The organism is Vibrio sp. Y2-5 (genome assembly GCF_014596725.1).
Classification (GTDB): Bacteria; Pseudomonadota; Gammaproteobacteria; order Enterobacterales; family Vibrionaceae; genus Vibrio.
The window spans coordinates 706,623-720,144 of the sequence record NZ_JACVEG010000002.1 but is presented as its reverse complement, the minus strand read 5'-3'; the positions used below and the strand labels follow the sequence as shown (position 1 = coordinate 720,144).

General features: G+C 44.1%; 12 protein-coding genes. 7 read left to right on the top strand and 5 right to left on the bottom strand.

The annotated features are described in order from the left end of the window. The first annotated feature begins 45 nt into the window (after positions 1–45). On the top strand, positions 46–2,874 hold the full coding sequence (locus HUO09_RS08350; protein WP_188233637.1) for an FAD-binding and (Fe-S)-binding domain-containing protein: 2,829 nt from the start codon (positions 46–48) through the stop codon (positions 2,872–2,874). Between the two features lie 96 nt (positions 2,875–2,970). Here HUO09_RS08350 and HUO09_RS08345 read toward each other — a convergent pair whose 3' ends face one another. Then, positions 2,971–3,390 carry a PaaI family thioesterase gene (locus HUO09_RS08345; protein WP_167411659.1) on the bottom strand — a complete coding sequence of 140 codons (420 nt, stop codon included), beginning with the start codon at positions 3,388–3,390 and terminating at the stop codon, positions 2,971–2,973. Positions 3,391–3,815: 425 nt separating this feature from the next. On the opposite strand from HUO09_RS08345, the gene HUO09_RS08340 reads away from it, so the two are divergent. The 5 genes from HUO09_RS08340 (at position 3,816) to HUO09_RS08320 (ending at position 8,384) form a co-directional block, all read left to right on the top strand. Continuing rightward, positions 3,816–4,025: a cold-shock protein gene (locus HUO09_RS08340; RefSeq protein WP_042481174.1), complete on the top strand. Its 210-nt coding sequence runs from the start codon at positions 3,816–3,818 to the stop codon at positions 4,023–4,025. A gap of 98 nt (positions 4,026–4,123) precedes the next feature. Beyond that, positions 4,124–4,720 carry a tRNA (pseudouridine(54)-N(1))-methyltransferase TrmY gene (gene trmY, locus HUO09_RS08335; RefSeq protein WP_188233636.1) on the top strand — a complete coding sequence of 199 codons (597 nt, stop codon included), beginning with the start codon at positions 4,124–4,126 and terminating at the stop codon, positions 4,718–4,720. A 9-nt stretch (positions 4,721–4,729) separates the two neighbouring features. Beyond that, on the top strand, positions 4,730–5,113 hold the full coding sequence (locus HUO09_RS08330) for a GFA family protein (protein ID WP_223159347.1): 384 nt from the start codon (positions 4,730–4,732) through the stop codon (positions 5,111–5,113). Positions 5,114–5,354: 241 nt separating this feature from the next. Continuing rightward, positions 5,355–6,911, top strand: a complete 1,557-nt coding sequence (locus HUO09_RS08325; protein WP_188233635.1) for a PAS domain-containing methyl-accepting chemotaxis protein — start codon at positions 5,355–5,357, stop codon at positions 6,909–6,911. Between the two features lie 147 nt (positions 6,912–7,058). Then, positions 7,059–8,384, top strand: a complete 1,326-nt coding sequence (locus HUO09_RS08320) for an MATE family efflux transporter (RefSeq protein WP_167411657.1) — start codon at positions 7,059–7,061, stop codon at positions 8,382–8,384. Positions 8,385–8,427: 43 nt separating this feature from the next. Here HUO09_RS08320 and aroG read toward each other — a convergent pair whose 3' ends face one another. Next, complete coding sequence (aroG, locus tag HUO09_RS08315) at positions 8,428–9,480, bottom strand: 3-deoxy-7-phosphoheptulonate synthase AroG (RefSeq protein WP_188233634.1); 1,053 nt, start codon at positions 9,478–9,480, stop codon at positions 8,428–8,430. Positions 9,481–9,657: 177 nt separating this feature from the next. Next, a complete protein-coding gene (locus HUO09_RS08310) occupies positions 9,658–10,266 on the bottom strand; it encodes a TetR/AcrR family transcriptional regulator (protein ID WP_188233633.1) in 609 nt (202 codons plus the stop codon). 199 nt (positions 10,267–10,465) lie between these two features. Between HUO09_RS08310 and HUO09_RS08305 the strand changes: the two genes are divergently transcribed. Further along, on the top strand, positions 10,466–11,527 hold the full coding sequence (locus HUO09_RS08305; RefSeq protein ID WP_188233632.1) for an MBL fold metallo-hydrolase: 1,062 nt from the start codon (positions 10,466–10,468) through the stop codon (positions 11,525–11,527). A gap of 17 nt (positions 11,528–11,544) precedes the next feature. Here HUO09_RS08305 and cyoE read toward each other — a convergent pair whose 3' ends face one another. Next, positions 11,545–12,447, bottom strand: coding sequence for a heme o synthase (cyoE, locus tag HUO09_RS08300; protein ID WP_188233631.1), 903 nt, complete (start codon positions 12,445–12,447; stop codon positions 11,545–11,547). Next, positions 12,440–13,519: a heme A synthase gene (locus HUO09_RS08295; RefSeq protein ID WP_188233630.1), complete on the bottom strand. Its 1,080-nt coding sequence runs from the start codon at positions 13,517–13,519 to the stop codon at positions 12,440–12,442. Before HUO09_RS08295 ends, cyoE begins: the two co-directional genes overlap by 8 nt. Positions 13,520–13,522 lie beyond the last annotated feature (3 nt).

The following is a 13,522-nucleotide window of genomic DNA, read 5'->3' as shown; positions in this document are numbered from 1 at the left end:
GGATGAAAGGCAACTAATCGCGGGAACGGGAACGAGATAACGAAAATGACAATCAAAACTCAGTATCAACAGCTGATAGATGTTCTGAAGACTCAAATCGATGAAGAACGCATTATCACTCAGGAAGCCCAAAGATTGGCATACGGCACAGACGCAAGCTTTTACCGGCTTATTCCACAAGTAGTGCTGCGTCTGAATAGTCTTGAAGAAGTCGTTTTTGCGATTAAAAGTTGTGAGAAATTGGCTTTACCCTTCACCTTTCGCGCTGCGGGAACCAGCTTATCTGGCCAAGCGGTTTCAGACTCTGTGCTTATTACTCTAACCGATGACTGGCGCAAGCATCAGATCTTAGAGCAAGGCGATAAAATTCGTTTGCAGCCGGGAGTAATTGGCGCTGATGCCAACAAATACCTTGCGCCTTTCCAACGAAAGATAGGCCCAGATCCCGCGTCTATAAATACATGCAAAATTGGCGGAATTGCGGCGAACAATGCGAGCGGCATGTGCTGCGGTACTGCACAAAACTCTTACCAAACGGTCGACAATATGAAGGTGGTGTTTGCAGATGGTCTTGTGTTGGACACCAGTGATTCAAACAGCGTAGAAACCTTTAAGCAACAAAGAAGCGACCTAGTATCTGGTTTAGAAACGTTAAGAAAAGAGACGCTGGCGAACAAAGAACTGAGCGCTCGAATCAAACACAAATATCGCTTAAAAAACACGACAGGTTACGCCCTCAATGCGCTGGTTGATTATGATGACCCGATTGATATTCTTAAGCACCTATTTATTGGTTCTGAAGGCACACTCGGCTTTATCGCCGAAATTACCTATAACACTGTAGTGGAACACAGCTATAAAGCCTCAGCATTGCTGGTATTTGAAAATATTGAACAAGCAAGCCAAGCCGTAACCAGATTAAAACAATCTCCCGTTGCTGCGGTGGAAATGATGGATGGCAGAGCCATGCGTTCAGTCGCTGATAAAGCGGGTATGCCTGATTTCATCAAGTCTCTCGATTTAGAAGCCGCAGCGCTACTTATTGAATCGCACGCGAGTCACCATAAAGCATTGCTGCACCAATGCGGTGAAGTGATGGAGTTGCTAAAAAACTTCAACATCATCGAATCGGTTCCTTTCACTTCCGACGCCAATACTGTCTCAACGCTTTGGGGAATTCGCAAAGGCATGTTCCCTGCGGTTGGAGCGGTAAGAGAGGTGGGAACTACCGTTATTATCGAAGACGTCGCCTTCCCGATTGAAAATCTTGCTAACGGTATTCGTGACCTGCAAAAACTATTTGATAAATACCATTATCAAGAAGCGATCATTTTCGGCCATGCGCTGGAAGGCAACTTGCATTTTGTCTTTACACAGGGATTTGAACAGCAGCAGGAAATCGAGCGATACGGAGCCTTTATGGATGACGTGGCAGATTTAGTTGCAGTGAAATACCAAGGTTCATTAAAAGCGGAACACGGTACGGGGCGAAATATGGCTCCGTATGTTGAACTCGAATGGGGTAAAGAAGGCTATGAATTGATGCAGAAAATCAAAGCCTTATTTGATCCAAATGGCTTGTTGAATCCTGGGGTGATTATCAACAGCAACCCTAAAGCGCATTTAGATAACTTGAAATTGATGCCAGCGGCAGATGATCTCGTAGACCGCTGTATAGAGTGTGGGTTCTGCGAACCGGTTTGCCCTTCTCGAACGCTGACGTTGTCGCCACGTCAACGCATTGTTCTCTACCGAGAGCTTCAACGTCGACGCAAGAACGGAGAACAAGCATCAGCTGACGAATTAAATAAAGTGTTCGAATACCAAGGGCTAGATACTTGTGCCGCAACCGGATTGTGCGCCGAACGATGTCCCGTTGGAATCAATACCGGCGATCTGGTTAAAAAACTGCGCAGCGCAAAATACGAAAAATTCACACCGATAGCTCGTTGGACGGCAGAACACTTTTCCGCCACAACTGCAATGACACGCTCAGCGTTAAAAATGAATAAGCTCGCTTCTGGAATCCTTGGCGAAACATCGGTCAAGCGTATCGTCGAAGGAACTCGAAAACTGACTCAGGGGAAAACGCCTGTTTGGCTTGCAGAAATGCCACAAGCAAACCGATACCCACTTGAGAAAGCGGCTAATGATCTTCCACAACGCGATAAGAAAGTGGTTTATCTTCCATCGTGTGCCAGTCGTAGCATGGGGCAACAAACCGATGCTACAGATCAGCGCCCTTTAACGGAAGTCACTCTTTCCATTCTCAATAAAGCCGGATACGAGGTGATTCTCCCTGAAGATATTAATCAGCAATGTTGTGGAATGCCCTATGACAGCAAAGGTATGCGTGATATCGCCAACGATAAAGCACTTCAATTAGAGGAAGTATTGTGGAAAGCCAGCCAGTTTGGTCGTTACCCAGTGTTGATGGATACCAGTCCATGTGCGAAACGCAGTATCGAACTTTTCACAAAACCGCTAAAAATATACGAGCCTTCTGGGTTTGTAAGCCAACACTTGCTGGAACATCTCAACATCACACCAAAACAAGAAACAGTGATGTTGCATGTTACATGCAGCTCGAGACGTATGGGACTGACTAATGAGATGGCGAATCTTGCGAGAGCTTGCGTGAGCAATGTCGTTATACCGGAGCACATTGAATGTTGTGGTTGGGCGGGCGACAAAGGTTTTACTACCCCAGAACTCAATGCTGCTGCGGTTCATCCACTCAAAGAGCAAGTACCTGAAGGCTGCACAAGAGGTTTCAGTAATAGCCGAACCTGTGAAATAGGTTTATCACATCACAGTGGAATCACTTATCAGTCGATTCTTTATCTGGTGGATGAAGTTTCCCGACCACATTAATAGAAACGAACGACAAGAAACTAACGAATAGCAACTAACGAATAGAAACGACGTTGACTATTTAGAAGCTAACCCTTTATTTGGTTAGCTTCTCTTTCAATCAATTTCTGCGAGCTTTGAAGCAATAAATTTTCCATTTGCAGACACTCGTGTTTCCTGCCCTACATTCAAATACGCTTTTAAGAAATAGATGCCTCGTTTTACAGTTAACAGCTCGCCAATGATGTTGATCTGGTCACCGACTTTTATCGGATGGTGATAACGCACATCTAGTTGAGCGGTTAACGCCGTTATTTGTTGACTCAGCAAACAGTGTGTCATCGCAGCATCAAGCAATGAGCTTGCTATTCCACCATGCAATAAACCAAAGTAGCCCTGATGCCGAGGCAAAACGGTAAAAACACTCTGAACAGTATGATCCTCTTTAATCGTGAACTCAGCGCCCAAAGAGTAATAGTTATTTTCTTCTTTACCACACACCGCGCACATGACATGTGTTTTGTGAAAATGCGTCATAACAATAAGTTCCCAAACGTTTACAATGTAAATCTTAAATAGCATATGCTATTTATTCTTCTTACGGGTTTAAGTAATCATTGTTTACTACAAATTTTTTGGCATCAGCTTCAATCAATCGACTAAAACGTGACCCAATAACTTTACAGATCCACAAAAGTTACATAATTATGGTCTAAACTTACTTTGTTTTCGTTTGAGTGTGCGTGCTTTCACTTAATTTGAAATATTCGCTAGTGTATTACGGGTAGTTGCGTTATTATGCGCGCGTCCAATCGATTCACGCTCGATAGGTTGTGCGAAGGAAACCTTCCGGTACTAGCGTTTAGCCAGTTATATGTAGAAGCATTTTGTTCAAACGTCACCTAAGTAATAAGCGCCTTCTTTTGGCTAAATAGATTAATTTTTTAAGATTTGGAGACATCATGTCTAACACTACTGGTACCGTTAAATGGTTTAACGAAACTAAAGGTTTTGGTTTCATCGCTCAAGATAACGGCGGCGCAGACGTATTCGTACACTTCCGTGCAATCACTGCAGAAGGTTTTAAAACTCTGAAAGAAGGCCAAAAGGTTTCTTTCACTGTAGAAAACGGCCAAAAAGGCCCACAAGCTGCTAACGTAACTGTTATCTAAGCTTGCTTACAATCTTCGGATTGACGTGAAAAGGTCGCTATATGCGGCCTTTTGTGTTTCTGTTGTCTCCTAATTTCGCTACACATTAGAGGAACCCAATGCGTACTTTTGTTCTTAGAGCACGTTCAGCCCCAACCGATAGTCAAAAACTGCAAGCTGAAGTGGGTGGCAAAGCCCATGCGGAAATTCTTGCACACGGTATTATGAACGCGATTTTCACCGCTCAGTCGCACCGTGAAGACGCCGTTATTCACCTCGTGCTGGAAAGTACCCAAGATTACTCACGCACCATCACGATTGATGCCAATACCATCAGTGATGTTGGCGGTTTCCACGAAGCAGCTTTAATTGCTCTGTTGGTCAAAGCATTGGATAAATCTCTCGGCATGACCAAAGAGCAGATTCGCGAAGTTCAGCCGGGGCTCACTGTTCAGACAATCAGTTTCGAAGCCTTGGTCACTAAGCTGGCTGATACACATTCTATGTACATGATGGATAAGAAAGGCGAATCCATTCGCACCATCGACATTGGTCCAAATCCTTGCTTCCTGTTGACTGACCATATTCCAATGCCGAAGAAAACTGGTAACTCACTGAAACGGTTAGGCGTTGAAAAACTCAGCTTAGGTCCAAAAATGCTATTTGCTTCCCAATGTATTACGATTATTCACAACGAACTTGATATGCGTGAATAAAGGTAAACAATGTCGCACTCTGACACTGAAGAAATGCTTACTGGCCGTTGCCACTGCGGGAATGTCACATTAACCATTCCCTACCCATCAAAAACGGCCACTGAATGTAACTGTTCTATTTGCTCGCGTTACGCTTCAATTTGGGGATACTTCAAACAACCGCAAGTCACTATCACAGTAAAAGAGAGTGGAGTGGAAAGCTACAGTTGGAGTGATAAAGAAATTCTGTTCCACCATTGCAAGAAATGTGGCTGTATTACGCATTATTCTTCTGCGAGCAAATCTAACAGCGATCGGCTCGCTGTTAACTACCGCATGTTCAATCCAGCTCTGCTCAACAATATCAAAATCCGATATTTTGATGGTGCAGATAGCTGGACCTATCTTGACTAAGATGACGTTCAAACGGTCTGGCATAATCCTATGTCAGACTAGTACCACAAATTTAGTGAGAAATATCCCGTTTTAACACAGCATATTATTGTCTGATTGCATTTCTGATGTGACGTCAGTATAAATCGAGCAAATAACAATCATAAACCCTACAACATAATCAGTACGCGACGTCTTTTAAACTACAAATCTCGTCAAACGCTAGGTGTACATTTTTAATTATTTTAGGGTGCTCAACACAATGCGTAATAATCAACCAGTAACACAAAAAGAAGTCCTTTACCCTCCTCATTACAATTTACTCTCTATCACTCAACCAAATAGTCATATTACTTATGCCAGCGAAGAGTTTTGTGAAGTTGCCGGATACAGCCTAGAAGAAATGGTTGGTCAGCCTCACAACGTGGTTCGCCATCCGGACATGCCAGAAGCTGCATTTCAGGACATGTGGTCACATTTAAAGAAAGGCCACTCTTGGATGGGTATTGTAAAAAACCGAACCAAATCAGGCGATCATTACTGGGTAGATGCTTTTGCATCTCCAATCATTGAAAACGGCAAAACGGTCGAGTATCAATCCGTTCGCTTATCTCCTAACCGCGAACATGTAGATAATGCGGAAAAGGTCTATGCACAGATCCGCGCTAACAAAACGCCTTGGCAGCTCAAGTTACCTAGAACGCGTTTATGGCAGCGTATGACGGTAGGATTTCTTGGCGCGGCAGTCATTGCAGCCGCTGTTGATCATTTCTTGTCAGGTGCTGGTGTCCCAATGATGCTGCTATTGAGTATCGTGACCAGCTACGCCTTGACTCGCCGTCTAGAAAGAGTGACCGAAACAGCACGCAAAGTGTTTGATAACCCATTAATGGAACTTGTTTATAACAAGCGTGTTGATGATATTTCAGAAATTCAGCTCGCACTGAAGATGCGTCAATCTGAACTCAACGCTGTGGTTGGTCGAATTCAGGACTCGAATTTCCAGTTGTCTGAAGCGGCAAAAGTATCGTCTGTAAACTGCAACCACACCGCTGACAACTTAGATGGTCAAACGCGCGAAACTGAGCAAGTGGCTACCGCTATTACTGAAATGAGCTCAACAGCCAATGAAATTGCAAACAACGCGCAAGCAGCATCTGCCGCAGCAAACAATGCTCAGACAGCTGCAAATGAAGGTATGGACTCCGTAGAAGATACGGTGAATTCTATTGTTCAGTTAGCCAAACAACTGGACTCTGCTACCACTGTCATCGAAAAACTCTCAGCTCAAAGTGCAACCATTGGTCAGGTGATAGAAGTCATACAAAACGTTTCCGATCAAACCAATTTACTAGCACTAAACGCTGCCATCGAAGCGGCTCGGGCAGGAGAACAAGGCCGCGGCTTTGCCGTGGTTGCAGACGAAGTACGTAAACTGGCGCAACGCAGTTCAGAATCCAGCAGTGAAATACAAAATATTGTGCAAACCATTCAGAGCAGTACGCATGAAGCGGTGGAAGCAATCAGCCAAGGTAACTCGCTTTCTCAAAGTTGTGTAAACAGTGCAAATGAATCGGGCGATAAATTAAAAGCCCTGTTGTCACAAATGGCTGATATTGCGCAAAAAAATGAATATATAGCGACAGCAGTAGATGAAATGGTGCGGGTAACAGAAAGCATGAACATGAGTGTGCAGTCTATCAGTGATGGCTCAAGCGCGACTTTATTGCTAGCGAATGATACCCATGAACAGTGCAAAGCACTGGTAACTAACCTCAATTCACAAGGTGTACTGGTTAAACAATTCCGACGTTTATAAGCTTTGGATACTTTGAAAAGCGTCTCACATGAGGCGCTTTTTCTTTATCTGACCATTAGTTGGCTTTTCAAGGTACCAATAGCGGCGGCATTAGCTCATAATAAACGTCATTAACATTCTCAAAACAACTAAGATCATAATTCACTAATGAATCCTCCATCATTATCTAATCAGCTATTTCAAATGACTTGGCCGATGCTTTTTGGCGTCCTGTCACTAATGAGCTTTCAGTTAGTCGATAGTGCGTTTATCGGCCAACTTGGTGTTTTACCGCTTGCAACACAAGGTTTCACTATGCCGTTGCAAATGGTCATTATCGGTGTTCAGGTCGGGCTGGGCATTGCAACCACGGCTGTCATTTCCAAGGCTTTAGGTGCAGAAAAAACACGATACGCTAAACAGTTGGGTGGTTTAGTATTAGCTATGGGTAGCGGCTGTGTTGCCGTCTTCGGCCTGATCATCTACTTACTTCGTTACCCTATCCTTTCCTTACTTGATGCACCTGAAACCATCTATTCGATTATTGATGTCTATTGGATTTGGTGGGCTATCAGCGCTTGGACGGGCGCAGTTCTGTATTTTCTTTACAGTGTCTGTCGTGCCAACGGAAATACTATGCTTCCAGGTACCATGATGATGGTTACCAGCGTACTAAATCTAGTATTGGATCCCCTGTTTATCTTTGTATTCGATCTCGGCATTAATGGCGCTGCAATTGCGACCATTTTGGCGTTTGGCATCGGTGTAGCCGTTGTTTTGCCAAAAGTTTATAACAAACATTGGCTGAGCTATGAATGGCATGATCTGGAAATTATCTCCAGCGTTAAATCCATTGGACATATCATGGGGCCAGCTATGCTGAGCCAACTATTACCACCGCTCTCCTCTATGCTGGCCACTAAGCTATTAGCAAGCTTTGGCGCGACAGCGGTTGCGGCATGGGCTCTGGGTTCACGTTTTGAGTTTTTTGCCATCGTTGCCGTTTTGGCGTTAACCATGTCTATGCCACCGATGATCGGCAGAATGTTAGGCGCTGGAAAGCTTGCGGATATCAGAAAGCTGGTAACTATCGCCATTCGATTTATCCTGATTTCCCAGCTTGCTATTGCGCTGATTACTATCGTGCTATCCACTCCTCTTGCATCACTGATGACCAGCGAAGCGAGCGTCGAAACCATCTTGAACTGGCATTTAATGATTGTGCCGCTAAGTTTAGGTTCGCTAGGAGTTTGTATGCTGATGGTGTCAGTGTCGAACGCGTTGGGTAAGTCTTATATCGCTTTAACGATTTCAGCATTAAGGCTGTTTATTTTCTTCTTGCCGTGTTTATGGATAGGTTCTGAGTTTGGTGGACTACAAGGTCTGTTTATCGGCGCCTTCATTGGTAACTTATTGGCGGGTAGCACCGCTTGGTGGGTCTATCAAAGAACGCTCAAGAAAATAGAACAAAACTATACGCTTCAAACCTCCTGATCAAAAAAGGCTCTCAAATGAGAGCCTTTTCTTCATCTATACATTAGCCTTTACGACGTTTTTCTACTGCATCAGCCAGTTGGCGCAATACAGTCTCTGTATCTTCCCAACCAATACATGCATCAGTGATTGACTGACCGTAATTTGGTGCCTGACCATCGACTAAGTCTTGGCGACCTTCAACAAGGTGTGACTCAATCATAACGCCGAAAATTGCGTTCTCACCACCAGCGATTTGCGCACTCACATCATCGCTAACCACGAGCTGACGTTGGTACTGTTTCGAGCTATTAGCATGGCTGAAGTCAATCATCACTTTTTGACGCAGACCAGACGCTTCTAGTTGGTTCTTGATGTCACTAACATGTTCAGCACTGTAGTTTGGCTCTTTACCACCGCGAAGAATGATGTGGCAATTCGGGTTACCCGCAGTTTCAACAATCGCTGAGTGACCAAATTTAGTTACTGATAGGAAGTGGTGTGATGACTCTGCTGAGCGAATCGCATCAGAAGCAATTTTAATATTGCCATCAGTACCATTTTTAAAACCAACCGGACATGAAATACCAGAAGCCAGTTCGCGGTGTACTTGTGATTCAGTCGTACGAGCACCGATAGCGCCCCAACTAATTAAATCACCCACATATTGCGGAGTGATCATATCCAAGAATTCACTCGCAGTAGGCATACCCATGTCTGTCAGATCAAGCAATAGCTTGCGAGCCATGCGTAAACCGTCATTAATTTTGTAAGTATCGTTAAGGTATGGGTCGTTAATCAGACCTTTCCAACCCACTGTTGTACGCGGTTTTTCAAAGTAAACACGCATCACAACTTCAAGCTGACCACTTAATTCATCACGCAGTTTTTTCAAACGTTTACCGTACTCGATCGCCGCTTCTGTATCGTGGATAGAACATGGACCAACAATAACGAGCAGTCTGTCGTCTTCGTCATTCAAAATGTTGTGGATTGCTTGGCGCGCTTGAAACGTTGTTGAAGAAGCAACATCAGTCGCTGGAAATTTTTCTAACATTGCAACTGGGGGTAATAATTCTTTAATTCGTTTAATATTTACATCGTCGGTTTGATACATCGCTTACTTCTTCCTATTTTGCTTTGCTGCTGGTGCTATTGAACGGTGAATAGCAAATCCTTTGGCAGTCTCGTTTCCTCAGTCCGTAACTTAATCTACCTAGGCCGACGTGCGCAACCATTATTTTAAATAAAATGCAATATGCGGAAAATATTTACAAAATAGAAACAGTGTAATTTATTTTTTACACCCGTAATGACTGATAAAAAATTGTGTGTGTTGCTTTGCTAAATAGCGCTTTTCTTGGTCTGACAAACTCACTTTGATACCCATGACTTGCGGCCAGAAACAACTACCTTTTACCAGACTGTGCAGCTGACTATTCGCTAGCTCAACATCCTGAACATCTAGGTTTTTCAACGATATTTGATGTTTAATCCAGCTAAGAATTTGACTTTCCTTTTGTGCCATTTGCTCGGACTGTTCAAGCAACTCATCAGGACGATAAAGATAATAGCCGAGTACCACTCGCGCGAGATCGATATACTCATTTGAGGACAAAATTTCTATTTCGCTGTAAAGCAGTTGTTTTAGTTGCTCTTCCATAGGCAGTGACATTAATTGCTCTGAATCGACAAGGTTAGCTGTCGCACTCCATAAGTCTGCCAACAATGTCATGATCAGCACTTCTTTTGACGAAAAGTGGTTATACACGGTGCGCTTGGACACCTGCGCTAATGCCGCAATCTTATCCATGCTGGTGTTCTGTGCCCCAAACTCTCGGAAAGCTTCTTTTGCTGCCAACAATATTGCTTCACGTTTTAGTTCACTTCGAGTTTTCTTCATCACTGTGTTCTGCGTATGTGTTAAAAATATTCTGACGCCAATATTACACTACTCAGTTTACTTTTCATCAAAAATACGTAAACTACACCGTATAGTTTACTTTAAAAGTTCTAAGAAACGTCACAAACGTTTCATATCTCTATTCGATCATAGAGCTCAGAAGTAAGGAAACTTTTCACTTGGCTACAGGAGAAAGACAATGAATACAGTTGAAAACAATCAAGTCTCAGATACAGCAGCACTTGATGGCAAATTTGCTAACCACGAAGTGGATAACAAAAACAGCATTCGCGATTTCTTAGCTATCTCTTGGGCTTATCTGACTGAGAAACACGAGGATACAGTGCCAAAAAAGCCAATTCCGGTGCAAAGTATCACTAACGAACAACTTGAAGTTGAAAACGATGATGTGGTTTACCGACTTGGTCACTCTTCGATTTTGATGAAACTCGATGGCCAGTGGATCCTTACCGACCCTGTCTTCAGTGACCGCGCTTCACCAGTGCAATGGGCAGGGCCAAAGCGTTTCCATCAGCCACCCATCTCAATTCAGGATCTGCCAACCATTGATGTGGTGTTGATCAGCCATGACCATTACGATCACTTAGACAAAGCTGCAGTAAAAAGCTTGGCAAAGAAAGTTGACCATTTTCTCGTTCCCTCAAAAGTGGGCGCTTTACTGCAAAAATGGGGCATACCAGCCAGCAAGATTCAGGAGTTTCGTTGGTGGGACAGTGCAAACCGAGGTTCTATTGAATTTGCTTTCACACCCACTCAGCACTTCTCTGGTCGAGGCTTAACAGATCGCAATCATACCCTATGGGGAAGTTGGGTTATTCGTAGCAGTAAAAAATCGATTTTCTTTAGTGGCGACTCCGGCTATTTCAGCGGATTTAAAGAGATAGGCAATAAATACGGCCCTTTCGATTTAACCATGATTGAGACTGGCGCATACAACAAACTTTGGTCTGAAGTGCATATGTTTCCTCGCCAAAGCTTGCAGGCGCACATCGATCTGAAAGGCAAAATGATGATGCCGATTCATAACAGTACTTTTGATTTGTCTATGCACCGTTGGTATGAGCCTCTGGAAAAAGCATCGAATCTCGCGAGATCCTTGGGTGTTACTCTGGTCACGCCTGTTATTGGTCAACGTATGTCGTTAAACGAATCATTTCAATCGGTGAGATGGTGGGAACAACTTGAAGTGGAAATGGAAGCAGAGCCATCAGTGCAAAACTGTTTTAACTCTGCCTCATAAACTTCTCTTTTCACCACTTAAACGAAGTAGTGATCGAGCAGCAGCGCAATAAACAACATCATCAAATGATAAATAGAGTATTTGAAAGTGCTGATGGCTGACTGCTCATCTGAGCGATATTTCAGAACCCATGCTGAATAAATAAAACCTAAGCTCAAAATAGTGGATGCAACAAAATAAAGCACCCCGCTCATGCCCACCAATACTGGTAGTAAACAGACGATTGCCAGTAGTACCGTATAGAGCAGAATCGACGTTTTGGTGTATTCGACGCCGTGTGTCACTGGTAGCATGGGAATATCCGCTTTGGCATAGTCTTCTTTACGATGAATCGCCAAAGCCCAGAAGTGCGGTGGCGTCCAGATAAAGATGATCATCACCAATAACCAAGCATGGCCGTGCAGTTCATTGGTTATTGCTGTCCAGCCTAATAGTGGCGGCATCGCGCCAGCCAAACCAGCAATCACAATATTCTGCGGTGTTGCCCGTTTAAGATACACGGTATAAACCAACGCATAACCCAACAAACTGGCAAATGTCAGCCAAGCGGTCAGAGCATTTACCCCAGCATAGAGCACGGCAAATCCCGCAATTCCAATCGCTGTTGCAAATGCAAACACTTTATAAGCCTGAATCTCTCCAGAAGGCAGCGGACGACGATACGTTCTCGCCATAATCGCATCAATTCTTCTGTCAATCAGATGATTGAACGCTGCAGCAGAGCCTGCCATCATGGCAATACCAGACAACCCCAACACTACCACTTGCAAAGGAAGTGCATCTGGCTGGGCTAAACACATTCCGACCAAAGCAGTAAGCAACATTAACGCGACCACTTTAGGTTTGGTCAGAGTCCAATAGATTCTCCAACGAGAAGGAGATACGGCGATACCAGATGCGACAATGACCGACTTATTCATGGGAAACACTCCTTGTTGTAACTTTAGAATTGGATTTAGCGTCAATGATTGCTTGGCTCACAGGCTGAGAAGACCACAAACGATAGTTACATTTGAGTACCGCAATCATGAGCAGTGCTGCGCCCAAATTGTGCATAACCGCAATCGTTAAAGGCAGATTGAAAACCACATTGCTGACGCCGAGAACAACCTGAACCCAAAGCGCACCTAACAGCATTTTCGACAGAGAAAGCAAACCGGTTTTCCATAAACGAAACGCTAACGCTGACACTGCCAAGATGGTCAAGATAGCGCCAACACGATGTGAAACATGGATAGTTAGCCTTGGGCCATACTCCAGTACTCCGAATTCATAACTGTCATGTCCGTGATGAATCAAAGTAAAAGCTGTTTTGAAATCCAGATAAGAGAGCCAGTTCCCTTCACATATTGGCAGACTGCTGCACATCAACGCCGCGTAGTTAGACGATGTCCAGCCACCAAGCATAATTTGCCCAATAACCACCGTCATAGTGATCGCCGCACCCAGCTTAAGGTTCAAAGAGGTAGACAGTGTTGATGAACTTGTGAGATCACTGTTTTCAGAGGCTGATGTCCGTTGTAACTGCCACAACAGTAACCACAAACTAGCAAGCAAGGTGAATCCCCCCAGCAAATGCCCCATCACCACCAGCGGCAGTAGCATCATGGTTACCGTCCACATGCCAAGCAACGCCTGAAAAATCACCACAGCAGCAATAATCAGAGGCAGGGTTATAGCCACAGGTCGAGTTTTAATACAAAGAAACGTAATCAAAAACACCACTAACCCAAGAGTGCCAGCAAAATAACGATGAATCATTTCCGGCCAGGCTTTATGTGGTTCCACATCGAGATGAGGGTATAACAGTTCTGCCTTTTCCAGCGCATGGGAAGATTGCGGAACCGTGAAATGACCGTAACAACCCGGCCAGTCAGGACACCCCAATCCTGCATCAGATAAGCGCGTATAAGCACCCAATGCAATCACGGTCAGCGTTAACAACAGCGCAAACTTAACTAATCGAATTAAACCAGTATTGGAATTGGTCATTGT

What these genes read in the sequence shown, in the direction of transcription:
- HUO09_RS08340 (WP_042481174.1), top strand. Translation starts at nt 3,816, where the DNA reads ATGTCTAACACTACTGGTACCGTTAAATGGTTTAACGAAACTAAAGGT.
- HUO09_RS08350 (WP_188233637.1), top strand. Translation starts at nt 46, where the DNA reads ATGACAATCAAAACTCAGTATCAACAGCTGATAGATGTTCTGAAGACT.
- HUO09_RS08295 (WP_188233630.1), bottom strand. Translation starts at nt 13,519, where the DNA reads ATGACCAATTCCAATACTGGTTTAATTCGATTAGTTAAGTTTGCGCTG.
- HUO09_RS08345 (WP_167411659.1), bottom strand. Translation starts at nt 3,390, where the DNA reads ATGACGCATTTTCACAAAACACATGTCATGTGCGCGGTGTGTGGTAAA.
- HUO09_RS08325 (WP_188233635.1), top strand. Translation starts at nt 5,355, where the DNA reads ATGCGTAATAATCAACCAGTAACACAAAAAGAAGTCCTTTACCCTCCT.
- HUO09_RS08330 (WP_223159347.1), top strand. Translation starts at nt 4,730, where the DNA reads ATGTCGCACTCTGACACTGAAGAAATGCTTACTGGCCGTTGCCACTGC.
- HUO09_RS08320 (WP_167411657.1), top strand. Translation starts at nt 7,059, where the DNA reads ATGAATCCTCCATCATTATCTAATCAGCTATTTCAAATGACTTGGCCG.
- HUO09_RS08305 (WP_188233632.1), top strand. Translation starts at nt 10,466, where the DNA reads ATGAATACAGTTGAAAACAATCAAGTCTCAGATACAGCAGCACTTGAT.
- cyoE (WP_188233631.1), bottom strand. Translation starts at nt 12,447, where the DNA reads ATGAATAAGTCGGTCATTGTCGCATCTGGTATCGCCGTATCTCCTTCT.
- trmY (WP_188233636.1), top strand. Translation starts at nt 4,124, where the DNA reads ATGCGTACTTTTGTTCTTAGAGCACGTTCAGCCCCAACCGATAGTCAA.
- HUO09_RS08310 (WP_188233633.1), bottom strand. Translation starts at nt 10,266, where the DNA reads ATGAAGAAAACTCGAAGTGAACTAAAACGTGAAGCAATATTGTTGGCA.
- aroG (WP_188233634.1), bottom strand. Translation starts at nt 9,480, where the DNA reads ATGTATCAAACCGACGATGTAAATATTAAACGAATTAAAGAATTATTA.